General features: G+C 63.4%; 21 protein-coding genes. 7 read left to right on the forward strand and 14 right to left on the reverse strand.

Annotated features, from left to right (window positions below; translation table 11 throughout):
- Nucleotides 1-9: 9 nt before the first annotated feature.
- Nucleotides 10-813, reverse strand: a complete 804-nt coding sequence (locus tag EV686_RS01720; RefSeq protein ID WP_132472832.1) for an RraA family protein — start codon at nt 811-813, stop codon at nt 10-12.
- Between the two features lie 151 nt (nt 814-964).
- Between EV686_RS01720 and EV686_RS01725 the strand changes: the two genes are divergently transcribed.
- Nucleotides 965-2560 carry an IclR family transcriptional regulator domain-containing protein gene (locus EV686_RS01725; protein WP_132472834.1) on the forward strand — a complete coding sequence of 532 codons (1596 nt, stop codon included), beginning with the start codon at nt 965-967 and terminating at the stop codon, nt 2558-2560.
- A 55-nt stretch (nt 2561-2615) separates the two neighbouring features.
- Here EV686_RS01725 and hslU read toward each other — a convergent pair whose 3' ends face one another.
- The 5 genes from hslU to EV686_RS01750 form a co-directional block, all read right to left on the reverse strand.
- On the reverse strand, nt 2616-3947 hold the full coding sequence (hslU, locus tag EV686_RS01730; RefSeq protein WP_132472836.1) for an ATP-dependent protease ATPase subunit HslU: 1332 nt from the start codon (nt 3945-3947) through the stop codon (nt 2616-2618).
- Nucleotides 3948-3962: 15 nt separating this feature from the next.
- Entirely contained in the window at nt 3963-4496 is a 534-nt protein-coding gene (gene hslV, locus EV686_RS01735; RefSeq protein WP_132472838.1) for an ATP-dependent protease subunit HslV, read from the reverse strand.
- 217 nt (nt 4497-4713) lie between these two features.
- A complete protein-coding gene (dksA, locus tag EV686_RS01740) occupies nt 4714-5160 on the reverse strand; it encodes an RNA polymerase-binding protein DksA (protein WP_132472840.1) in 447 nt (148 codons plus the stop codon).
- A gap of 77 nt (nt 5161-5237) precedes the next feature.
- Nucleotides 5238-6347 (reverse strand): CobW family GTP-binding protein, encoded by a 1110-nt coding sequence (locus tag EV686_RS01745; RefSeq protein WP_132472842.1) that lies wholly within the window; start codon nt 6345-6347, stop codon nt 5238-5240.
- A gap of 188 nt (nt 6348-6535) precedes the next feature.
- Nucleotides 6536-7045, reverse strand: a complete 510-nt coding sequence (locus tag EV686_RS01750; protein ID WP_132472844.1) for a Fur family transcriptional regulator — start codon at nt 7043-7045, stop codon at nt 6536-6538.
- Nucleotides 7046-7339: 294 nt separating this feature from the next.
- Here EV686_RS01750 and EV686_RS01755 point away from each other — a divergent pair, with 294 nt between their 5' ends.
- The 4 genes from EV686_RS01755 (at nt 7340) to pcaD (ending at nt 10965) form a co-directional block, all read left to right on the forward strand.
- Nucleotides 7340-8056 (forward strand): metal ABC transporter ATP-binding protein, encoded by a 717-nt coding sequence (locus EV686_RS01755; protein ID WP_132472846.1) that lies wholly within the window; start codon nt 7340-7342, stop codon nt 8054-8056.
- A 47-nt stretch (nt 8057-8103) separates the two neighbouring features.
- Nucleotides 8104-8961 (forward strand): metal ABC transporter permease, encoded by an 858-nt coding sequence (locus EV686_RS01760; RefSeq protein WP_243650730.1) that lies wholly within the window; start codon nt 8104-8106, stop codon nt 8959-8961.
- Complete coding sequence (locus EV686_RS01765; protein ID WP_132472850.1) at nt 8954-10099, forward strand: metal ABC transporter substrate-binding protein; 1146 nt, start codon at nt 8954-8956, stop codon at nt 10097-10099. The genes EV686_RS01760 and EV686_RS01765 overlap by 8 nt, the downstream gene beginning before the upstream one ends.
- An 86-nt stretch (nt 10100-10185) precedes the next feature.
- Nucleotides 10186-10965, forward strand: a complete 780-nt coding sequence (pcaD, locus tag EV686_RS01770) for a 3-oxoadipate enol-lactonase (protein WP_243650697.1) — start codon at nt 10186-10188, stop codon at nt 10963-10965.
- 27 nt (nt 10966-10992) lie between these two features.
- On the opposite strand, the gene EV686_RS01775 is transcribed toward pcaD, so the two are convergent.
- From EV686_RS01775 to EV686_RS01810, 8 genes are all read right to left on the reverse strand, one after another.
- Nucleotides 10993-11382, reverse strand: coding sequence for a carboxymuconolactone decarboxylase family protein (locus EV686_RS01775; RefSeq protein ID WP_132472852.1), 390 nt, complete (start codon nt 11380-11382; stop codon nt 10993-10995).
- A gap of 100 nt (nt 11383-11482) precedes the next feature.
- Nucleotides 11483-12445: a tripartite tricarboxylate transporter substrate binding protein gene (locus tag EV686_RS01780; RefSeq protein ID WP_243650731.1), complete on the reverse strand. Its 963-nt coding sequence runs from the start codon at nt 12443-12445 to the stop codon at nt 11483-11485.
- A 46-nt stretch (nt 12446-12491) separates the two neighbouring features.
- Complete coding sequence (locus EV686_RS01785) at nt 12492-13313, reverse strand: amidohydrolase family protein (RefSeq protein WP_132472856.1); 822 nt, start codon at nt 13311-13313, stop codon at nt 12492-12494.
- Nucleotides 13303-14502, reverse strand: coding sequence for a CoA transferase (locus EV686_RS01790; RefSeq protein WP_132472858.1), 1200 nt, complete (start codon nt 14500-14502; stop codon nt 13303-13305). Before EV686_RS01790 ends, EV686_RS01785 begins: the two co-directional genes overlap by 11 nt.
- On the reverse strand, nt 14502-15362 hold the full coding sequence (locus EV686_RS01795) for an HpcH/HpaI aldolase/citrate lyase family protein (protein WP_132472860.1): 861 nt from the start codon (nt 15360-15362) through the stop codon (nt 14502-14504). Before EV686_RS01795 ends, EV686_RS01790 begins: the two co-directional genes overlap by 1 nt.
- 25 nt (nt 15363-15387) lie before the next feature.
- A complete protein-coding gene (locus tag EV686_RS01800) occupies nt 15388-16467 on the reverse strand; it encodes an ABC transporter ATP-binding protein (RefSeq protein WP_132472862.1) in 1080 nt (359 codons plus the stop codon).
- A complete protein-coding gene (locus EV686_RS01805) occupies nt 16460-18178 on the reverse strand; it encodes an ABC transporter permease (protein WP_132472864.1) in 1719 nt (572 codons plus the stop codon). Before EV686_RS01805 ends, EV686_RS01800 begins: the two co-directional genes overlap by 8 nt.
- Before the next feature lie 185 nt (nt 18179-18363).
- Nucleotides 18364-19455, reverse strand: coding sequence for an ABC transporter substrate-binding protein (locus tag EV686_RS01810; RefSeq protein WP_132472866.1), 1092 nt, complete (start codon nt 19453-19455; stop codon nt 18364-18366).
- 127 nt (nt 19456-19582) lie between these two features.
- On the opposite strand from EV686_RS01810, the gene EV686_RS01815 reads away from it, so the two are divergent.
- Nucleotides 19583-20446 (forward strand): LysR substrate-binding domain-containing protein, encoded by an 864-nt coding sequence (locus tag EV686_RS01815; protein WP_132472868.1) that lies wholly within the window; start codon nt 19583-19585, stop codon nt 20444-20446.
- A gap of 115 nt (nt 20447-20561) precedes the next feature.
- Nucleotides 20562-21467: an NAD(P)-dependent oxidoreductase gene (locus EV686_RS01820; RefSeq protein ID WP_132472870.1), complete on the forward strand. Its 906-nt coding sequence runs from the start codon at nt 20562-20564 to the stop codon at nt 21465-21467.
- Nucleotides 21468-21474 lie beyond the last annotated feature (7 nt).

The raw sequence follows: 21474 nt of genomic DNA on the forward strand, positions 1-21474 counted from the left end.
AGTTGGGGATCAGCGGCTGCCTGCCGGCTTGGCGGGCGGAATCGCGGGACGGCCGTCGGCGACCCATTGCTTGTATTGCTCCCGGGTGGCATCGCTGGGCGGATAGAGTCCCCACAGCGCTTCTCCGGCCTGCACGCGCAGGGCGAGATAGGCCTCGATGTCGTCGCGTTTTTCGCACAGATCGGCTATTTCCTCGGCCAGGTGGGCGGGGACCACCGTGATGTTGTCTCCATCGCCGTGGATCACGTCGCCGGGATAGATGGCGACGCCGGCGCAGCCGATGGGCACTTGCAGGTCGGCGACATGGTGGTAGCTCAAGCGCGTGGTCGCCGTAACGCCGGTGCTCCAGACGGGAAATTCCATTTGGCTCAGCTCGGTGCCGTCGCGGAAGGAGCCGTCGGTGATGACCGCCCTGGCGCCGCGCATCATCATGCGCGTGACCAGCATATTGCCCATGGAAGCGGCGCGGCCGTCCTTGTTGCTGTCGATGACCAGCACATGGCCGGGCTCGATCTGCTCCACGCCGACCCATTGCAGGTTGTCGGCGGAGGGAGACGTCGTCAGGTTGTCGTAGCGATCGACGTCTTCCCGCGCCGGAATGAAGCGCATGGTGTAGGCGCGCCCGGCAAACGGCTTGATCTTCTTGTTCAGCGGGACCAGCCCATGCAGGACAGGCTGCCGGAAGCCCTTGATGTACAGCTGTGTGGTAAGCGAGCCACTGGTGACTTTGGCAAGGCGATCCAGCACTTCATCGGGAACAAAGGGAGCGGGCGCGCGCTGGGGAATGGTGGTCAGGGGAGGAGGAAGTGTCATTGCATTTGTCTCACACTGTGGGAATCTAGAATATTCAACCCGATCAAGGGTGTAAAGCTATATCCTAGTGAGCTTGGCGTTGAAATAGAATCTCCCAAATCACGATTCCGATTGCATACGACAGGCTAAATGCCACTATTTGGGACAAAACATGGCTACCACTTCCGGAGAGGGTACCGGCGCCCTCGAAAAGGCGCTGGATGTGCTGGATGCCATCGGCGCATCGCCCGATGGGCTGGGGCAGAGCGAGCTGGCGGCGCAGCTGGCATTGCCCCGAACCACAGTCTACCGCCTGCTGGCGACATTGGTGACGCGCGGCTTCGTGCGGCGCGATCCCCTGCGCAAGGTCTATTGCCTGGGTTTTCGCTGCTTCGAGATGGCGCGCCAGTCCTATGCACAGCCAGACCTGGTGGCGGCCGCGCTGATGGAGCTGCGCCTGCTGCGCGACCTGACCGGCGAGACGTCCTATCTGGCCGTGCTGGATGGACGCGAAGTGATCTCGCTGGAGCGCTGCGACGGAGCGCACAGCCTGCGATCCGCGGCAGCCATGGGCGAACGCAAGCCCGTCTACTGCACGAGCCAGGGAAAAGCCATTCTTTCCGCCATGCCGGATGCGGTGCGCGAAGAATTGGTGCGCGACATCGTGCTCAAGCCCTTGACGGAGCATACGATCGTCGACCGGCGACGGTTGAACGCGGAACTGCGCATCACCCGCTCTCGCGGATATGCCATCGATGACGAGGAGATCGTCCTCGGCGTGCGCTGTGTGGGCGCGCCTGTGGTGGATAGCGCGGGACAGGTCCGCGGCGCCATCAGCGTTGCGGGACCGGCCTACCGGCTGACGCGCGAGCGCCTGGAATTGCTGGGGCCCGAAGTGGCGGAAGCCGCGCGCAGGGTCGGCGCGCAGTTGCCGCCGGTGGGCGGAGAGCTGTCCACGAGCACCGAGGCCGCTATCGCCGCCGTGCCGGGGAACTGGGCGTTCCATGGCGCCTATCCGACATGGACACCGGCCGGGGACAAGTTGTGGTGGGCCGATGCGCTGGCGCCTTCCGTGCGCATGTTCGAAAACGGCCAGGACCGGGAAGTCGCAAGACTGGAGTCTCCTGTCCTGGGGCTGGTGCGCGATGGCGACGACGTAATCGCCGTGCATGCCGAGGGTGCGCTCCGTATCGGCGAGGATGGCTCCGCGCAGACGCTGGATCCCTGGCGCATCAGAAATGTGCTGGCGGTATGCAATGGGGACGCGGATGCCGTCTGGATCGCGGCAGAGCTGCCCGAGTCGGGGACTGCGATCGGAATGTTGCGCGAGGATGGCTCACTGGATGTGCGATGGCGGATCGGCGAGCTCGTGCAAAGCCTGGGATGGCATGCGCAGGGCCAGAAGCTCTATGCCACCGTGCCTGAATCGGGCTCGGTGCTGATCCTGCAGCCGGGTCAGTCCGCCGTGCGCCGACTGGTGACCTTGCCCTTGGGTTCGGGGCGGGTCAGCGGACTGGCGTTCGATGCGCAAGGTGGTGTCTGGACGACGCTGTGCGATGGCTGGGCCGTCGTGCGCATCGGTGTCGACGGCCAGGTGGACCGGCTGGTGGGGCTGCCCGTGCCGTGCGCGACGGACCTGGCGTTCCGGGCGGAGGGCGGCGCATCGGGGATGGGACAACTGGCCATCACGACGGGACGCCACAGCGTTTCGCTGGATGCCTTGTCCAGCGCGCCTTTGTCGGGGCGCTTGCTGCTGCTGGATCTGTAGGCTGGGCGGGATCGGCAGTGCGCAAGCGCGCCGCCGAGGGTCGCCGTTTATCGTTCTACAGCACGTAGCGCGCCAGGTCCTGGCTGCTTGCCGTTTCCTGCAGCTTGTCGTTGACGTAGCCCGCATCAATGATCACGGTCCTGCCGCCGTGCGCCGTGGCGTCGAACGACAGTTCTTCCAGCAGTTTCTCCATGACCGTGTAGAGACGGCGCGCGCCGATGTTTTCCGTGCGTTCGTTTACCTCGAAGGCCAGTTCGGCCAGCCGCTGGATGCCGTCGTCGGTGAAATCCAGATGGACGTCTTCAGTGGCCAGCAGTGCATGGTACTGCTTGGTCAGCGAAGCGTCGGTCTGGGACAGGATGCGGACGAAATCCTTGGCCGTCAGGGAGTCCAGCTCGACCCGGATCGGAAAGCGGCCCTGCAGCTCGGGGATCAGGTCCGATGGGCGCGACAGGTGGAATGCGCCCGAGGCAATGAACAGGATGTGGTCCGTGCGCACGACGCCGTACTTGGTGTTGACCGAGGTCCCTTCGACCAGCGGCAGCAGGTCGCGCTGCACTCCCTGGCGGGACACGTCGCTGCCGCCGTGCTCCTGGCGCGTGGCGATCTTGTCGATCTCATCCAGGAACACGATGCCGTTCTGTTCGGCATTGGCGACCGCCGCGGTGCGCAGTTCGTCTTCGTTGACGCGCTTGGCGGCTTCTTCTTCCACCAGTTGCTTGAAAGCGTCCTTGACGCGCACCTTGCGCGGCTTGGTCTTTTCACGGCCGAGGCCGGCGAACATGCCTTTGAGCTGCTCGGTCATTTCCTCCATGCCTGGAGGCGCCATGATTTCCATCTGAGGGATGGGCTGGGCGAGCTCGATCTCGATTTCCATATCGTCGATCTTGCCTTCGCGCAGGCGCTTGCGGAACACCTGGCGGGCGGAGTTGTCGGTGCGGTCGGGCTCGCCGCTGGCGTTGCGCGCCGGCGGGACCAGCACGTCGAGGATGCGGTCTTCGGCGGCGTCCTCGGCCTGCGTGCGCACGCGGCGCATTTCCTGGTCGCGCGTCTGCTTGACCGAGACCTCCACCAGGTCGCGGACGATGGTGTCGACATCCCGGCCGACATAGCCGACCTCGGTGAACTTGGTGGCTTCCACTTTGATGAACGGGGCGTTGGCCAGCCTGGCCAGGCGGCGGGCGATTTCGGTCTTCCCCACGCCTGTGGGGCCGATCATGAGGATGTTCTTGGGGACGATCTCATTGCGCAGGGGCTCCGCCACCTGCTGGCGGCGCCAGCGATTGCGCAGGGCCACGGCCACGGAACGCTTGGCGCGGTCCTGGCCGACGATGTGCTTGTCGAGTTCGGAGACGATTTCCCCTGGGGTCATGTTGGCTGCGGACATGGAGTGCACCTGCGGTCAGAGTGTTTCAACGATGTGGTTCTGGTTTGTGTAGATGCACAGGTCGCCTGCGATCTCCAGCGATTTCTTGATGATGTCGGCAGGCGCCATGTCGGTGTTCTGCAGCAGTGCCAGCGCCGCTGCCTGCGCATAGGCGCCGCCGGAACCGATGGCGGCAAGGCCGTGCTCGGGTTCCAGCACATCGCCGTTGCCGGTCAGCACCAGCGTGTGCTCCTGGTCGGCGACGATCAGCATGGCTTCCAGGCGGCGCAGCACGCGGTCGGTGCGCCAGTCGCGGGTCAGCTCGACGGCGGCGCGCATCAGGTGGCCCTGGTATTTTTCCAGCTTGGCCTCGAAGCGTTCCTGCAGGGTGAAGGCATCGGCGGTGGCGCCGGCGAATCCGGCAAGCACCTTGTCGTTGTAGAGGCGGCGGATCTTGCGTGCGGTGCCCTTGATGACAATATTGCCCAGGGTGACCTGCCCGTCGCCGCCCAGGGCGACCTGGTCGCCGCGGCGTACGCAGACAATGGTGGTGGCGTGAAATTGTTCCATGAGTCCTTCCTTGTGAAAGGACTATCTGGGGGTTCCCGGGAGTATTTTCAAGGGTGGGGAGGGAAGTTATCCGAACTCTTGCTGGCTGTGCGGCGCCTGGGGGCAGCGAGGCATCTGTGCGAGATCGCTGCCCACCATAATGAAGTCCGCATCAGTATGTTGGGTGGGTCGGCATGAATGAAAATTGCCCGCACGTGGCGGGCAATGTCTGGTGGGGTCAGTCGCCGTACAGCTTCTGGCGCATTTCGCGGCGTTCCTGGGCTTCCAGCGACAGCGTGGCTGTTGGACGGGCCAGCAGGCGCGGGATGCCGATGGGTTCGCCGGTTTCTTCGCACCAGCCGTATTCGCCGGCATCGATGCGGGCGATGGACTGCTGCACTTTCTTCAACAGCTTGCGTTCGCGGTCGCGTGTGCGCAGCTCCAGTGCGTGTTCTTCCTCGATGGTGGCGCGGTCGGCCGGATCGGGAACGAACTGTGTTTCACGCAGGTTTTCCGTTGTGGCGCCTGCATTGTTCAGGATTTCCGTTTCCAGCTCTTTCAGGCGGTTGCGGAAGAAGGCCAGTTGCGCTTCGTTCATGTAGTCGGATTCGGGCATGGCCAGAATCTGCTTTTCCGTCAGCAGGGCGGGTGTTGAACTCTTGGCGGCGCTTGATTTGCTTGCCATGATGCGTCCTCTTCAATCTTGTTGGTATTCATCGTTCCGTTACATGCGGCGTGGGTTGCGTGCAGTGACGGTCCGGTTCAGACCAGGCATTGTTCCAGGCCCCGGGTGAATATTTCCTGGGGAAGTTTACGACCAATGAATATCAGCTTTGTATTGGGTTTTTCACTGGATTTCCACGGTGCGCCGGCTTCGGCGCCCATCATCATGTGCACGCCCTGGAAAATCAGGCGCCGGTTGCTGCCCTTGATGTAGAGAATGCCTTTGTAGCGCAGGAGGTCCGGGCCGTAGACCTGCACGATGCCGCCCAGGAAGTCTTCCAGGCGTTCGGGGTCGAACGGTTTGTTGGCGCGGAACACGAATGCGCTGATTTCATCGTCATGGGCATGATGATGGTGGTGATCGTGGTGGTGGCAGCCGGGACCGCAGCCGTCGTGATGGCCATCGTCATCGTCGTCGTGATGATGGTGCTCGTGGCTGTGGTCGTGCGCATGTGCTGCGTCGGCGTGCTCATCGGCCAGGAATTCCGGGTCGATGTCCAGAATGGTGTTCAGGTTGAAGCCGCTGATGTCCAGGATGGCCTTCAGGTCGGTCTCGCCGAAATTGACCGGCGTGACGTGCGCGCGGGGATTGATCCGCACCAGGCGGTGGCGCAGGGCTTCGTAGTCGGCTTCGTTGACCAGGTCGCGCTTGGAAATGAGCAGGCGGTCGGCGAATCCGACCTGCTTCTGCGATTCCGGCTGGCGGTCCAGGGTTTCCATGCCGTGCTTGGCGTCGACGATGGTGATGACGGCATCCAGCCGGTAGTACTCGGCGATGTCGTCGTCCATGAAGAAAGTCTGGCAGACAGGTCCGGGGTTGGCCATGCCGGTTGTTTCGATGATGACGCGGTCGAATTTCAGCTCGCCCTGCTGGCGGCGCTTGCGCAGGTCGTTGAGCGTGTCCATCAGGTCGCCGCGCACGGTGCAGCAGACGCAGCCGTTGTTCAGCTCGATGATCTGTTCGCTGGTTTCCTGGACGAGCAGGTCGTTGTCAATGCTTTCCGGCCCGAACTCGTTCTCGATGACGGCGATGCGCTGACCGTGGTTCTCGGTAAGGATGCGCTTGAGCAGCGTAGTCTTGCCTGCGCCGAGAAACCCGGTGAGTACCGTGACGGGAACCATCTTGTCGAGTTTGGAACTGACTTGCATCGTAACCTCGTATTGCGCGGCCTGGCGGAAAACCCGTTTGAATGCCGGAATTCCGTTCTATAACAGGCTACGCAAAAAAATTCAATCTGCGATTACATCACAGTGCTTCGCTTAGGGCAAACGATGCGAGGATATTCGATCGGCAAGATGCAAAAGCGCGAGCCTTTCCACCCCGCGAGCGGTGAGGTTCAATGCCCGTGCCCGTGCGTATGGCCGTGGTCCGCTTCTCCCTGGCTGGCGTGGCAGGCCTGGCACAGGGCGCGCAGTTCCGTTTCCAGATTGGTCAGGATGAAGCCCGAATCGGTGACTTTCTGCGTCAGCTGGGCGCTGAGCGCCGGGTCGCTGAGCTCCGCCACCCTGCCGCAACTCGTGCAGACGATAAGCAGGTCGTGGGGTTCGCCGGCGGCGTCGTGGCAAGCAGTCCAGGCGTTGACGGCGTCCAGGCGGTGGATGAGTCCTTGCTCCACCAGGAAGTCCAGGGCGCGGTAGACCGTGGGGGGCGTGGCGTTGGACTGCACCTGCTTGATTTCGTCCAGCAGTTCGTAGGCCTTCAGGCTGCGGCCGTGCGACAGCAGGATTTCCAGCACCTTGCGGCGGATCGGCGTCAGACGGGAGCCGCGTTGTTCGCACAGCGACTCGGCGGTGCGCAGACGCGCTTCCAGCGAGGATGGGCGGGGGGAACGGGTTCTGGCAGTCATGGCAGGCGGTTCGTCACATTGATTTGTCGAGCCATTCGGCTGGGATTGTCGGGTTGGGCGTGAATATATGTTATAACGTATCGATTACGCATCTTTCCCGCTTTTGCCGAGAAAGGCGCGGCAACAACGCTACGCTACCATGCCCATCCCCGATTCTACTTCGTCTGCGCAACGATCGCGTCCTTATCGCGGTTCGGCCATGCTGCGCTCCAGCCTGGGGCGGGTGCTGCGCATGCTGCCCGTGGCCGCCTTCCTCTGGGGAATGACGGCCTGGGCCATGGGGTGGCTGTAGGCATGACGCACGCAGTCATCGAGCTGGATCAGGTCAGCCTGGGCTGGAGGGGCCGTGTCGCCGTGCGGGATGTCTCCGGGCGTTTCGCTCCAGGTTCGCTGACCGCCATCGTCGGCCCCAACGGCGCGGGGAAATCCACGCTCATCAAGGGCGTGATGGGGCTGATTGCGCCCTTGCGCGGCTATATCCGCCTGGCGCCGCACTTGCGCAACAGCGTGGCCTGTCTGCCTCAGGTGGGCGACCTGGATCGCAGCTTCCCCATCAGCGTCTATGACCTGGTCGGCATGGGCGGCTGGTCGCGCACGGGAGCCTGGCGTGGCCTGGACGACAGCGAGCATGCGCGCATAGAACAGGCGCTGGAAGCCGTGGGGCTGGCGGATTTCAGCCGCCGCGGCATCGGCACGCTGTCCGGCGGCCAGTTGCAGCGGGCGCTGTTCGCCAGGCTGCTCATGTCGGATGCGGACATCCTGCTGCTGGACGAACCCTTTGCCGCCGTCGACCAGGCGACGACCGAAGAGCTGATGCAGCTGCTGTGCCGCCTGAACGAACAGGGAAGGACGATTGCCGTGGTGCTGCACGACCTTGAACTGGCCCGCCAGTATTTCCCCCAGACCTTGCTGCTGGCCGGCCAGGCGGTGGCATGGGGCGAGACTGCAAATGTGCTGACGCCCGAGAACCTGCATCTGGCGCGGCATCTCTGTGCGGGGGATTTCCTGTGAGCTGGCTGATCGAGATTCTGTTCGACCCATTCATCCAGTACGGCTTCATGCGCCGTGCGCTGGCGGGGTCGTGGGCGCTGGCCTTCGTGGCCGGCCCGCTGGGCGTGTTTCTCGTCCTGCGCCGCATGAGCCTGGTCGGCGATGCCATGGCGCATGCCATTCTTCCCGGCGTGGCCGTGGGCTTCCTGACGGCGGGGCTGTCGCTCGGGGCGATGACGGTGGGAGGCATTCTCACCGGGCTGCTGGTGGCCATGCTGGCGGGGCTGGTGGCCCGCCATACGCCGTTGCGCGAGGATGCCAGCTTTGCGTCGTTCTACCTGATTTCGCTGGGCCTGGGCGTGCTGCTGGTATCGCTGCGCGGGTCCAATATGGATCTGATCCATGTGCTGTTCGGCACCGTGCTCGGGCTGAACGATGCGGCGCTGCTGCTGGTGACGGCGGTATCCAGCGTGGTTCTGCTGGTGCTGGCGGCGGTTTATCGGCTTCTGGTGGCGGAGTGCCTGGATCCCGCTTTCCTGCGCTCCGTGCGCGGCGGGGGCGCGCTGACGCACATGCTGTTCCTGCTGATGCTGGTGCTGACCCTGGTGGCTGGATTCCAGGTGCTGGGCACGCTGATGGTGGTCGGCATCATGATGCTGCCCGCCACTTCCGCCAGGTTCTGGACGGCTTCGGGCGGCGGGCAGATGATTCTTGCCGCCTGCATGGGCGCGGTGGCTTCGTATGCAGGCCTGCTGCTGTCATTCCATCTGAATCTTCCGGCATCGCCCGCCATCATCCTTTCGGCAGGCTGCCTTTATCTGGTTTCCGTTGCGCTGGGGCCGCTGGGCGGCCTCCTGCAGGCCATGCGCCAGGCAAGGGCGACACGCCTGCGCCTGGCTTCCATCCAGGAGCATACCCATGAGTAGAAACGTATCCCGCAGGGTTTTCCAGAAAACGCTTTTCTCCGTCGCGTGCGTGCTGGCAATGGGCGGGACGCACGCCGCGGCGCAGGCGGCGGACGGCAAGCTGGATGTCGTCGCCAGCTTTTCCATCCTGGCGGACATGGTCGCTACAGTCGGCGGAGATAGCGTCGATGTATCCGTCATCGTGGGCCGCGACGCGGACGCGCATGGCTTCGAGCCCACGCCGCGGGATGCGCGCAAGCTTGCCGGCGCGGACCTTCTGTTCGTCAATGGGCTGGAGTTCGAAGCCTGGCTGCCCCGCCTTGTCGAGGCGTCCGGCTTCAAGGGAAAGCAGATCGTCGTCAGCCAGGGTGTGAAGCCGCTGGCGTTTGATGGACACGGCCACGACGACGATGGCGGGCACGATCATGGCCACGAGCACGAACATGGGCATGCGGAGGGAAGCAGCCCGGATCATCATGCCCATGAGGCCAGCCACGAGCACGAACACGAACATGGCCATGACCACGAGCATGCGCACGGGCACGATCAGGAAAGCCACGGCCATGCCCAGGATGAAGGCAAAACGCATGAAGCAGCACACGCGCATGAGCACAGCCATGCGCATGGCAGCGAAGATCCGCATGCCTGGCAGGATCCGGCCAATGCCGTCATCTATGTGCAGAACATCGCGCAAGGCCTGGCCGAGGCGGATCCGGCCAATGCTGCCGGCTACCGCTCCCGTGCAGAGACCTATATCGGCGAGATCCGCCGGCTCGATGCGGAGATCCGCCAGGCGCTGAAGGCTGTTCCCGAGGCGGACAGGACGGTGGTCACGTCGCACGAGGCTTTCGGCTATTTCTCCAAGGCTTACGGCATCCGTTTCCTGTCGGCGGTCGGCGTGTCCAGCCAGGCCGAGGCATCTGCGCGCGATGTGGCCAGCCTTATAGACCAGGTGCGCAAGGAAAACATCAAGGCCGTATTCGTCGAGAACATCACGAACCCCAGGCTGGTAGAACAGATAGCTCGCGAGACTGGAGCCCGCATGGGCGGGACCCTGTACTCCGACGCGCTGGCTCCCGCAGGGCAACCGGCCGGCACTTACCTGGGCATGCTGCGCTGGAATGCGGATCAGGTACTGAAGGCGCTGAAAGGGGGTTGAAGGGCTCTCACCGCCGGGGCCGCGCCGTGTATAGTAAGAGCTCCGAATATGTCTATGCCTAATATGGATTTGAGAGGGAGCCGCCGGTGAACAGCATCCGTATCGATGATGAAGTCTTCGCATACGATTTGTCGGGCGATGATGACGCGAAGACGCTCATGTTTTCGAATTCGCTCGGGACTTCGGCCGCATTGTGGGATGGCCAGGAGCGTTTCTTCCGTACGCGTTGCCGCGTGCTCCGCTACGACACGCGGGGCCATGGCGGTTCGGTCGCAGGGTCCGGGCCCTACACGATCGCGCAGCTTGGCGCCGACGTTCTTCGTCTGCTGGATGCGCTGTCCATCGAGAAGGTGTCTTTCTGCGGCATTTCCATGGGGGGCTTGATCGGACAATGGCTCGGCATTCATGCCGCGGACCGTATCGATAAACTTGTGTTGTGCAATACCGCCGCCCGCATCGGTGAATTGCAGGGGTGGATGGAACGCGCGAGCCTGGTGCGCGAACAGGGCATGGAGCCGGTCGCCGAGAGCGCGTTGGTAAGATGGTTTACCGAGGCTTACCGCGAAGAGAAAGGCCAGGAAGCGCAGAGGGTCCTGGATATGCTGCGCCGGACGGATCCGGAAGGGTATGCGTCATGCTGCGAAGCGATCGGCCATGCCGATTTTCGCGGCATGCTGGACAGGATCAAGGCGCCGACCCTCGTCATGGCCGGAGTGTACGACCCTGTGACGACGGTCGCCGATGCCGATGAAATGGCGCGCCATATTCCCGATTGCGCCAGGGTCGATCTGGATGCCGCGCACATTTCCAATGTGGAAGCCGAGCAGCGGTTCAACGAGGCGCTGGCGGCGCATCTGGAAAGATAGCCATAGCCGACGCGCTTCGTCGTTCCGTCAAAGCGCGTGCAGTATTCTTTGCGCCAGGCGGAACGCCGTGTTGGCAGCGGGCACGCCAGCATAGATGGCGTTTTGCAGCAGGACTTCTTTCAGCTCTTCCTGCGTCAGCCGCGTATCGTCCTCCGCCTGCAGGGCGGCGCGCACGTGCATCTCGAACTCCTCCCAGTGGCCGAGCGACATCATGACGCTGATGACCATGATGCGGCGTGTCTTGTGCGCCAGGCCGGGGCGGTTCCAGATGTCGTTCCAGGCATGGCGCGTGATCATTTCCTGGAAGTCTTCCGTGAACGCCGTTTTATTGGCCAGCGACTTGTCCACCCATGCGTCGCCCAGGATGGCGCGTCGTGTCGACAGGCCTTGTTCGTAGTCGGTGCGGTCGGTGCTCATGGCTTGGCTCTCTTCAGGGTTTGCGAAATGGAAAAGAAAGCCCGCGGGGCGCTTGTTCGCATCCCGCGGGTTTCCGGCAGGGCATGGGGTACGGACCCGCTTAGTCCAGTGTAATGTTGTTGGCCTGGACGACTTCCTTCCAGCGGCCTTCCTCGTCCTTCAGGAACTGTCCGAATTCGGAAGGGTTGCTGCCGACCGGCGTCAGTCCCAGGCCCTTGAGCTTCTCGATGACATCCGGGCGCGCCAATGTCTCTTCGATGATCCCGTGCAGCTTCTGTATGACTTCAGCCGGGGTGCCGCCGGGAACGAACAGGCCGTTCCATTCGTACACGCTGAAACCCTCGATGCCGGATTCGGCAACGGTGGGCACATCGGGAAGTTCGGGCATGCGCTTTTCCGATGTGACGGCGAGCGCGCGCAGGCGGCCGTTGGAAACGTAGTTCAGGCTGGAGGCGGCATTGGCGAAATAGGAGCCGACATGGCCGGCCATGACGTCGACCATGGCCGGCGCTCCGCCTTTGTACGGCACGTGGACCATCTCGATGCCGGCGTCCTTTTTCAGCAGCTCCGCCGCCATCTGCGCCAGGCTGCCCGGTCCGTAGGAGGCATAGGTGTATTCGCCGGGTTTTTCCTTCGCCGCCTGGATCAGGTCGCCTAGCGTCTGGAAGGGGGATTCGGGCGCAACGACCAGGATGTTGGGGACGACGACGGCCTGCGACACCGGGATGAAATCCTTGGCGGGATCGTACGGCAGTTTGCGCAGCACGGGGTTCAGGGCGAAGGAAGAGGCGTCGTACAGGACGGTATAGCCATCGGGTTTTGCGCGCGCGACATAGCCCGCGCCGATCGAGCCGTTGGCGCCGGCCTTGTTTTCCACGACGACAGGCTGCCCGGATACGGCTTCCATGCCCTGGGCGAGGATGCGCGCGGCATTGTCGGCGCCTCCGCCCGCGGAGAACGGGACGACCAGCGTGATGGCCTGGTTCGGGTAGTCTGCGGCTTGCGCCGGCGCCGCGATGATTGCGCATGCCGCCGCGATGGCGGCCAGCGAGTGTGTTTTCATGGACATTGTTGCCTCCGTAATGATTTCTATGGTCGATTCGTATCGATCAATGGTCGTGAAACCCGTAAAGCCGGGCAGGATTCGTTGTCAGGATTTGCTGCCTGACGGCGGGGTCGCAGCACCAGCGGGACAGGAGCTCGAGCAGTTCCGCGTCGTCCGGTTTGTGCACGGGCTCGGTGACGTGCGGCCAGTCGCTGCCCCATACCAGTTGCTCGGGAGCGGCTTCGATCCAGGCCCTGGCGATGGCGTCGGTGTCCGGATAACCGCCATGGACGCCGAACGCCGTATTCAGGTAGGGGCCGCTCAGCTTGAGCCAGGCGCGGCCGCTTGCCAGCAGGCTGCGCACGATCCCGAATGCGGGGTGCGAGAGGCCCGTGCCGGGAGGCAGCCTGGCCATGTGGTCGAAAACGATGGGAACCGGCAATTGCCGCAGCAGGGATTCCTGCTGGGCGATCTGGTCGGCCGTCCAGTGCAGTTGCACGTGCCAGCCAAGCGCGGCGATTCGCTGCGCCAGGCGGGCTACGGTCTCGAAGTCTCCGGCATCCTTGTTCGGCGAGTGAAAGCTGAAGCGTATGCCGCGTATGCCGCCTTCATGCAGGGCGGCAAGCCGCGCATCGTCGATATCGCGGTCGACGACCGCTATGCCCCTGGCGTTGGCCAGTCCGAGATCGGCAATGGCCTGCAGTGTGGCGCTGTTGTCGGTGCCGTAGACGCGCGGCTGCACGACGACGGCGCGCTTCAGGCCCAGGCGCGCCTGGAGCGCGCGATATTGCGGCACGCCCGCGTTTTCTTCAATAGGGGCCTGCGCCGCGAACCTGGGGTCGTAGATATGGATGTGCGCGTCGCAGGCCGCCGTTTCAGTCTTCATGGCGCAAACGATCCGCGTCAGCCTTGACGAGAGCGCCATGCTGGTCGAGCGCCGGCGCGGCGAACGGATCCGGTCCGGGCGTGCGGGAGAATGTCATGGCGTGCTTGAAACCGCGATACGCTCCCACGACCGGGTGGGTGTATTCGGCGATCATGTCTTCCGCCTGCACCTGGGGGAAATCGAACATGTCCTCCACCGACCTGGCGGCCGCGCAGGGCACTTCCTCGCCGAAGATGGACTCCCACTCCAGGGCGCTGTGCCGCTGCAGCGCCTGCCGCAGCAGGGGGACGATTTCGTCGCGGTGTTGCGCGCGCTTGCGCACGGTGTCGTACCTGTCGGTCTGCAGCAGTTCGTCCAGGCCTGTTTTTGTGCACAGGGCGGTCCAGAAATGCGCCGTGTTCGCGGAGATGTAAAGATAGCCCTCGCGTGTCGGGTGAAGGCCGGTGATGCCGCCCGAGCGCATGTCGCGTCCGATATTGCTGGGTTCGCCTTCCGCCCAGACGAGACGGGCGGACTGCATGGCCAATGCGGATCTCAGCAATGAAATCCCCACAGACTGGCCTTTGCCGCTGCGCTCGCGTTCGAACAGCGCCGATGAAACCGCGCCCGACAGCAAGGCGGCGGCATAATAGTCGACCACGGATCCGTACAGGATCTCCGGCGGCCCGTCCTGCTTGCCCTGCAGCGTGCACATGCCGGTGAGCGTCTGCAGCACCTGGTCGTAGCCCGCCTTGTCTTTCAGGGGCCCCTTGTCGCCGTAGCCGGTCACGGCGCAGTAGATCAGCCGGGGGTTGATCGATGCGAGGCGCTCGTAATCGATGCCCAGGCGCGCCGGGACGCTGGGGCGGAAATTATGGACGAGTACGTCGGCGCTGCGCACCAGCGCGTACAGGCGCTCCAGGTCTTCCGACTGCTTGAGGTCCAGGACTACGCCGAGCTTGCTGCGGTTGACGCCAAGGAACGCTCGGCTTTCTGTTGCCAGTGTGGAGGGATACTTGCGCAGGTTGTCGCCCGCGGGCGGCTCCACTTTGATGACTTCGGCGCCCTGGTCGGCAAGCAGGGAGCAGCCATAAGGGCCGGCGATGTACGCGCTAAGGTCGAGGACGCGTATGCCAGCCAATGGCCCGACTCCGCCCGTTCCGGGTTGAGGATTGGAGGCGGGCGATGCGTGGGTGGGTACGGTGTTCATTATTGGTCCTCTTTGGCTTCATCCAATAAACCGGCCTTGCCCAGCAGGTCCAGCGCGCGCGCGACGATGGGCGCATCGATGAATTTTCCCTCGAGCTCGAACGCGCCGATGCCTTGCGCCGCATGCACCTCATTGGCGGCGACGATCTTGCGCGCCCATGCGATTTCTTCCTGCGACGGCGCAAAGACTTCGTTGAGGATGGGTACGATCGAAGGGTGAATGCAGCTTGCACCGTCGAAGCCGTGCTCCCTGGCTTCCAGCGCGGCCGCGCGCACGCCGTCCGGATCACGGAAATCGACGGTGGAGCGGAACAGGCCGAAGGAGAGCACGCCGGCGGCCTTGGCCGCATAGTGGACCATCAGCTTGGGGATGCGCAGGACCTCGGCGGTCGGCCGGGCGCCGAGCGACGTGGCCAGGTCTTCCCCGCCCGCAACCAGCGCGATGACGCGCGGCGCCCTGGCTATGGCCGATGCTTCGAGCAGGCCCGCAGAGCTTTCGATCAGAGGCACGAAGCCGATCTTCCCGGATGCAAAGCCGTGTTCTTCCAGCAGCTTGTCCAGTACGGCGAGTTCTCCGGCGGTTTCCACCTTGGGTATGTAGAGCGCATCCGCTCCCGCCTCGGCGGCGGCCAGGGCGTCGTCCGCCAGGCGATCAGGACGGTTGTTCACGCGGACGTAGACCCGCGTGGCCGGGCTGCGGACGGCGGGAACAGCCTGCGCGAGCATGCTGCGCGCATGGTCTTTCCGGTCTTCGGGAACGGCGTCCTCCAGATCGAGAATGACGGCGCCGGCGCCGCATTGGGCGGCCTTGGGGAAAAAGCGTTCCTGGTTGGCGGGGACGTACAGCAATGAATGGATCATGATTCAGCCTTGTTTTCCGTGCGGTTCAAGCTTTGTTGCCAGGCTCGATGAAGATCGTCGTGGCCTCCGCGGGAAGGCGGACCTTCACGGGGCCTTCGTCGATTTCCCGAGGCAGCTGCATGCGGAACGAGGCCGGGCCGGCGCTCATTTCGTATTGCCAGATGGAGCCGAGATAGATTTTCTGCTTCACCACAGCGTCCATGACGTTTTCCCCCGATTCCGAAGCCAGTTCGATGCGTTCCGGACGGATGGCCACTGTCGGGGTTCCGTCCTGTCCGCTCTTGACGGGCGTCGTGCGCAGGCGGGTGCCGTTGCGCAGTTCGACGACGGCGTGGTCCTCGTGCGATTCGATCATCCCGGCCTCGAAGAAATTCGACGAGCCGATGAAGTCCGCGACGAAGGCGTCCGCCGGCCGCTCGTAGATTTCCTTCGGCGGGGCGAGCTGGCGCATCAGCCCCATGCTCATGACGCCGATGCGATCCGATACCGCGAGCGCCTCGGACTGGTCGTGGGTCACATAGATTGTCGTGACGTTCAGGCGCTCCTGCAGTTCGCGCAGCCATACGCGGGCGCGCTCCCTGAGCTTGGCGTCGAGGTTGGACAGCGGCTCGTCGAGCAGCAGCAGCGGCGGTCGATAGACCAGCGCGCGGGCCAGGGCCACGCGCTGTTGCTGGCCGCCCGACAGCTCGAACGGATAGCGGTCGGCATAGGGAAGCATTTCCACCAGGCCGAGGGACTCCTTGATGAGGCTGTCGCGCTCCGATCTGCCGATCTTGCGCAGTTGCAGCGGGAAAGCCAGGTTTTCAGCCACGGTCTTGTGGGGCCAGAGCGCATAGGACTGGAATACCAGACCGATGTTGCGTTTTTCCGGAGGCAGCGTTGCCCTCGGGTTCTTGCCATCGAACAGTATCTTGTCGCCGAGCCGGATGACCCCCGACGTGGCGTGGTTGAGTCCGGCGATGGCGAACAGCGTTGTCGATTTGCCGCAACCCGATGGGCCGAGCAGGGTAAGAAACTCGCCCGAGGAAACGGTGAGGCTCAGGTTTTCGACGGCGGTGACATCGCCGTATCGGATCGTCAGGTTTTCCAGGACGAGATCAGCCATAGATTTTTACTCCCAGCAGGCGGCGGACGAGAATCACGAAGGCGGCGGTAATGACGACCTGGATGGTCGCCAGCGCGGAGACGGGGCCGTTGTCGCCCTGGGCGACCAGTTGCAGCATCGTCGTGCCGATGATTTCGGAACCCGGTTGGTACAGGAATGCGGCGGTCACGTATTCCTTGAGGAAATGGATGAAGAGCAGGGCGTAGGCCGAAAACAAAGCCGGCTTCAGTATTGGCAGGATGATGCGGGTCACGGTCGTCCACCAGTCGGCTCCCGATATGCGCGCGCCGCGATCGAGCTCTTCCGATATCTGCGAGAGGGCCGGCGAGATGGCTGCGAAACCGATGGGGATGTACCGGACGATGAAGACCAGGATGAGCACAACGATCGTGCCGCGGATGACATCCATCCCGGGGACCCAGATGAGGGCGTAGAAGAAGCCCAGGCCGGCGATGATGCCTGGCAGGGAGCGAGGGAACAGGGCGATGTACTCCAGCGCACGTCCGTGCCTGAATTCCGAGCGCCGCGAGATCAGGGTGATGACGGCGATGAATACCGTGCCTATCGCCGCGCCGACGACCGATACGACGACGGAGTTGCTGATCGAGCGCATGTAGCTGCTGGAGTTCCAGATCAGCTCGTAGTGATTGAGCGTGAATACTTTCCAGACGGGGATCAGCGGCGTCAGGAAGGTGACCGCCGAGCGCAGGAAGATTCCTCCGAAGATGCTGATGATGGTCAGGAAGGAGAACGAGAAGACGAAGGCGAAAGCCACCCAGCGCCACGCTCCAAGGTCGAGGATGTTGGGGCGACTGGCCTTCCCGCGGACTGTCACGAAGCGGCCGCTGGCCTGCATCAGGCGGCCCTGCAGCCAGACGAGAAAGGCGACGATGCCGAGCAGGGCGATGGCGACGGCGCCGACGATTCCGTATTCCGGACGCACGGATGCGTTGATGCCGTTGTTGTAGAGGAAGGTGGTTGCCGTCTGCACATTGCTGGGCCCGCCGAACAGCAGCGGTATCGCCAGCATTTCGATGCCGATCACGAAATTGAGCGACGCCGAATAGATCAGCGCGGGCCGGATCATCGGCAGCGTGATGGAGAACAGGGCGCGAAACGGGCCGGCGCCTGCCGAGCGCGCGGCGTCTTCGAGCAGCGGGTCGGCCTTGTTGACCGCGGCCAGACACATCAGGTAGGTCAGGGGAGCCTGGCTCAGGCCGGCCACGATGCCCATGCCCGTGACCGAATAGAGATTCCAGGGAGCGTCGCCGACCAGCGTCCTGGCCAGCAGCGTCATATAGCCGGAAGGGCCGTACATGGTGATCCAGCCGAAGGCGAGGATCAGATTGGAGACGAACAGCGGCCAGATGAATATTTCGCCGAGCCAGCGGCGCCCGGGAAGATTGGTGCGTCCGACCAGGACAGCCATGATGGCGCCGAAGACCTGCGCGACCACCATGGTCAGCGCGCCGAAATAGAACGTGTTCAGGAAGATCCGGCCGATACCGGCTTCCGTGAGCAGCCGTATGAAATTGGCGGTGGTGAAGCTGGCGCTGGTGTCGTAGAGCGGCCGGTCGAGGAACGCCTGGATGAAGATGGGTACCAGCGGCCCCAGGACCAGGACGGTCGTGATGATGGAAATGCCCCAGAAGATGAGCCTGGAATGATCCTTGGCATCGGGCGGGGCGATCGTGGCTGTAGTGGCAGTCATCGTTTTCCTTTTTGCCGTCGGGCCGTCATGGGTGGCTGGCCTTTGCCGGACGGATCCGGGAGGCGCGCCGGCTGCGAAGAGGGTGATCCTCGGCAGCAAGGCGGCAAGCCGAAGGCGCGGTGCAGGAAGAGGTTTTCATGAGGCGCGGCAGCGGTTTTACCGCTGCCGCGCCCGAAGCTCGGCGATTACTTGCCCTGCAGGGCGTTGTTCCATTTCTTGACGAATTCGTCGGCTTCGGTCAGCAGGCCTTCGTCGTAGCCGACGATGACCATGTTGTCGGCGCCGACCTGATCGGCAATGCCCTGGTAGGTGTAGCGGACTTCGCTTTCATCGACGTCCTCGCGGTAGGGAACGAGGCCGCCCTTGCCGATGAGGGTTTGCCCCTCCTTGGACAGGGCGTAATCCAGGAACAGCTTGGCCGAGTTCATGTTGGCCGCGCCTTTGGGAATGCCCATGCCGCGCAGCATGACCGGAGTGCCGTCCTCGGGGAACAGCACGCCCAGCAGCTCGCCGCCCGGCTGCTCCAGGCGCGGGAAGATGGTGATGCCGGACACGGCAATGCCGTAGACATATTCGCCTGTCGATATTTTTTCGTTCATCGGTCCGCCGGACGTTTCGCCGCGGATCATCGGTCCGATGGCGCGGAGATTGTTCCAGCCGTCTTCGCCTTTTTGCTTCAGGTAGGCGTACCAGGCGGCAAGCCCGAAGGAGTTGCGTCCGGCGTCGTAGGTGGTGATGCGTCCGTTGAAGGTCGACTTGTCGGCCGGCGCTACGCGGGCCAGCTCGGCGAAACCCTTGGGCGCCTTGTCCTCGCTCAGCAGCGCTTTGTTGTAGGTGATGACGAGAGGATCGGAGGAAAGAACGGCGACGCCGGGGAACGGATGTCCGAAATCAGGGAGCTTGGAAAATTCGGGGCTTTCATAGGGTTCCATGACGCCGTCCTTGCCGTAGGCCGCCCAACGGTCGTTGGCTCCGGAAACCAGGAGGTCCGCGGAGCGCACGTTGGAGCCTTTCTCGGCTTCCCAGCGAGTGTGCACGGTACCTGATCCCAGGTCGACCGTTTCCACCTTGAGCCATGGGTATTTTGCCTGGAAGCCCTTGATGACCGGCGCCCAGTTGTTGTCCGCCATGTTCGAATAGATCATGACGCCTTTTTCTTTCTTGGAGGCTTCGATGATGTCCGGATAGTTGTCCGGATAGTAATCGGGCGCTTCCTGCGCGGCTGCGGATGCGGCGATCGCCATCATCGACGCGAATACGAGTTTCTTGAGGCCCATCTGTTGTCTCCTTCTGTTCTGGTTGATTTAGCGTTTCAGTTTACTGAGCGCGAAAAAGTAAAAACAGTATCTTTATCGACATTTATCATTTAAATTTTTTATTGTTTATGGTTGAGAGGCGGAGAGGATGGAGACGGATTTTCTGAAGACGCTGGCGCTGGTCGCGGAAGTCGGCTCGATGGCCGAGGCGTCCCGCAGGCTGTCGATCACGCCGGCGGCGGTCGCGCATCAGATACGCACGATCGAACAGGATCTCGGCATGGCATTGATCGTCCGTGCCGGGCGTTCCGTCGTGCTGACAGGGGCGGGGCACCTGGTATTGAAGCAATCGCAGACTTTGCTGGCGGATCTGGCCAGATTGCGCGCTTCAGTGCAGCAGTCCTCGGCTGGAGGCGAATTGCGCATGGGGGTGATCAATTCGGCGCTGCATACCTTTCTGCCGGATATGCTTGGCTTGTATCAGGCGCATCATCCCGAGGTGCGCTTGCATGTGCATGCCGGGGTTTCCCACCAGATTTTTCACCAGTTGCAGGAGGATGAGATCGATATCGCCATTTGCCTGCATCCGCCGTTCGCCTTGCCCAAGATGTTCGGCTGGATGCCGATGCGCGAGGAGCCTCTGGTGGTGCTGGCTCACAAATCACTGGCGGATCAGCCGGCGCTGGATCTGCTGCGGACGCAGCCTTTCATCCGCTATGACCGTCATCTGGGAGGGGGGAAGCAAGCCGCCGCCTATCTCCGGCGCCATGAAATCGTGCCGAATGAAAATTTCGAGCTGGATTCCCTGGTGGCTATTGCGTTGATGGTGGACAGGCGGCTCGGAGTGTCTCTGGTGCCGCAGTTCAGCTCGCCCCTGACCGCTCCGTTGGACATCGCGGTTGTGCCCGTGCCCGATGCGAGCAGCCGCGTATTTGGAATACTCTGGAAACGGGCGTCGGCGCGCTCGGCATTGATACAGGACCTGCTGGCGCAGGCGAGAGGCCTGAGATAGTCGCGCGGGTAGGGTAGCCGGGATGTCGCGGATCAGGGGGGCGGAATGGAGCCTCACCGTCAATCATTGCGGTTATCCTTGACGTGTGTGCAACGAGCGGAAGGGTGGCTGAGACATGAACTTGAACCAGGAAAACACGACCGTAGGTTTCATCGGACTGGGCGCCATGGGCGCCGGCATGGCGGGCTGCCTGCTGCGCAAGGGCTGGCGGGTGCACGTCTATATGCGCCGACCGGAAGTACAGGCCGCCTTCATCTATGCGGGTGCGCATGCGCATGATAGCGCGGCGGATCTTGGGCGGGCTTGCGATGCCGTCGTGCTGAGCCTGCCGAATGCCGACGCGGTGGAGACCGTGCTGTTCGGTGAGAAGGGCCTGGCGCAGGAGCTGAAGCCCGGGACTTATGTCATCGATACCAGCACGATTGCCGCAGCCTCGGCGCAGGAGTTCGGCAAGCGCCTGGCCGCGCGGGATGTCTCGTTTCTGGATGCCCCCGTCAGCGGCGGGCAGGAGGGCGCCGCGGCGGGCACGCTGGCCTGCATGGTGGGCGGGGATGCAGTGCAGGTCGAGGCTTGCCGAGGCCTGCTGTCGGCGTTCAGCCAGAATATCTTCCATGTCGGCCCGTCCGGTGCGGGGCAGACCGTCAAGGCCTGCAATCAGGTTGCCGTGGCGGGCGCCATGCTGGGCGTCGCCGACGCGCTGGCTCTGGCCAGGGCGCAGGGCGTGGATCCGGATGTGATGCGGGACGTGCTGCTGCAGGGTACCGCACGCAGCGTCCCGCTGGAAAAGCATGCGCCGCGCATCATCCAGGAAAATTTCGAGCCGGGTTTTCGCGCAAGACTGATGCGCAAGGATCTGCGGCTGGCGCTGGATGCGGCGCGTGCGGCAGACACCAGCCTGGCGGCTGCGCCGGTCGCCGAGCGGCTGCTGGATGCCATGTGCGAGCAGGATCGCGGCGACTGGGATTGGTGCGGGCTGGCGCTGGAGGTCGGAAAGCCAGGGGATGGCGCGCGCGAGTCCTGATGGATGC

This window comes from Paracandidimonas soli, assembly GCF_004342005.1.
Taxonomy (GTDB): domain Bacteria; phylum Pseudomonadota; class Gammaproteobacteria; order Burkholderiales; family Burkholderiaceae_B; genus Paracandidimonas; species Paracandidimonas soli.

Coding starts and splice junctions, on each gene's coding strand:
- EV686_RS01720 (WP_132472832.1), bottom strand. CDS start 813: ATGACACTTCCTCCTCCCCTGACCACCATTCCCCAGCGCGCGCCCGCT.
- EV686_RS01725 (WP_132472834.1), top strand. CDS start 965: ATGGCTACCACTTCCGGAGAGGGTACCGGCGCCCTCGAAAAGGCGCTG.
- hslU (WP_132472836.1), bottom strand. CDS start 3,947: ATGTCCGCAGCCAACATGACCCCAGGGGAAATCGTCTCCGAACTCGAC.
- hslV (WP_132472838.1), bottom strand. CDS start 4,496: ATGGAACAATTTCACGCCACCACCATTGTCTGCGTACGCCGCGGCGAC.
- dksA (WP_132472840.1), bottom strand. CDS start 5,160: ATGGCAAGCAAATCAAGCGCCGCCAAGAGTTCAACACCCGCCCTGCTG.
- EV686_RS01745 (WP_132472842.1), bottom strand. CDS start 6,347: ATGCAAGTCAGTTCCAAACTCGACAAGATGGTTCCCGTCACGGTACTC.
- EV686_RS01750 (WP_132472844.1), bottom strand. CDS start 7,045: ATGACTGCCAGAACCCGTTCCCCCCGCCCATCCTCGCTGGAAGCGCGT.
- EV686_RS01755 (WP_132472846.1), top strand. CDS start 7,340: ATGACGCACGCAGTCATCGAGCTGGATCAGGTCAGCCTGGGCTGGAGG.
- EV686_RS01760 (WP_243650730.1), top strand. CDS start 8,104: ATGCGCCGTGCGCTGGCGGGGTCGTGGGCGCTGGCCTTCGTGGCCGGC.
- EV686_RS01765 (WP_132472850.1), top strand. CDS start 8,954: ATGAGTAGAAACGTATCCCGCAGGGTTTTCCAGAAAACGCTTTTCTCC.
- EV686_RS01775 (WP_132472852.1), bottom strand. CDS start 11,382: ATGAGCACCGACCGCACCGACTACGAACAAGGCCTGTCGACACGACGC.
- EV686_RS01780 (WP_243650731.1), bottom strand. CDS start 12,445: ATGAAAACACACTCGCTGGCCGCCATCGCGGCGGCATGCGCAATCATC.
- EV686_RS01785 (WP_132472856.1), bottom strand. CDS start 13,313: ATGAAGACTGAAACGGCGGCCTGCGACGCGCACATCCATATCTACGAC.
- EV686_RS01790 (WP_132472858.1), bottom strand. CDS start 14,502: ATGAACACCGTACCCACCCACGCATCGCCCGCCTCCAATCCTCAACCC.
- EV686_RS01795 (WP_132472860.1), bottom strand. CDS start 15,362: ATGATCCATTCATTGCTGTACGTCCCCGCCAACCAGGAACGCTTTTTC.
- EV686_RS01800 (WP_132472862.1), bottom strand. CDS start 16,467: ATGGCTGATCTCGTCCTGGAAAACCTGACGATCCGATACGGCGATGTC.
- EV686_RS01805 (WP_132472864.1), bottom strand. CDS start 18,178: ATGACTGCCACTACAGCCACGATCGCCCCGCCCGATGCCAAGGATCAT.
- EV686_RS01810 (WP_132472866.1), bottom strand. CDS start 19,455: ATGGGCCTCAAGAAACTCGTATTCGCGTCGATGATGGCGATCGCCGCA.
- EV686_RS01815 (WP_132472868.1), top strand. CDS start 19,583: ATGGAGACGGATTTTCTGAAGACGCTGGCGCTGGTCGCGGAAGTCGGC.
- EV686_RS01820 (WP_132472870.1), top strand. CDS start 20,562: ATGAACTTGAACCAGGAAAACACGACCGTAGGTTTCATCGGACTGGGC.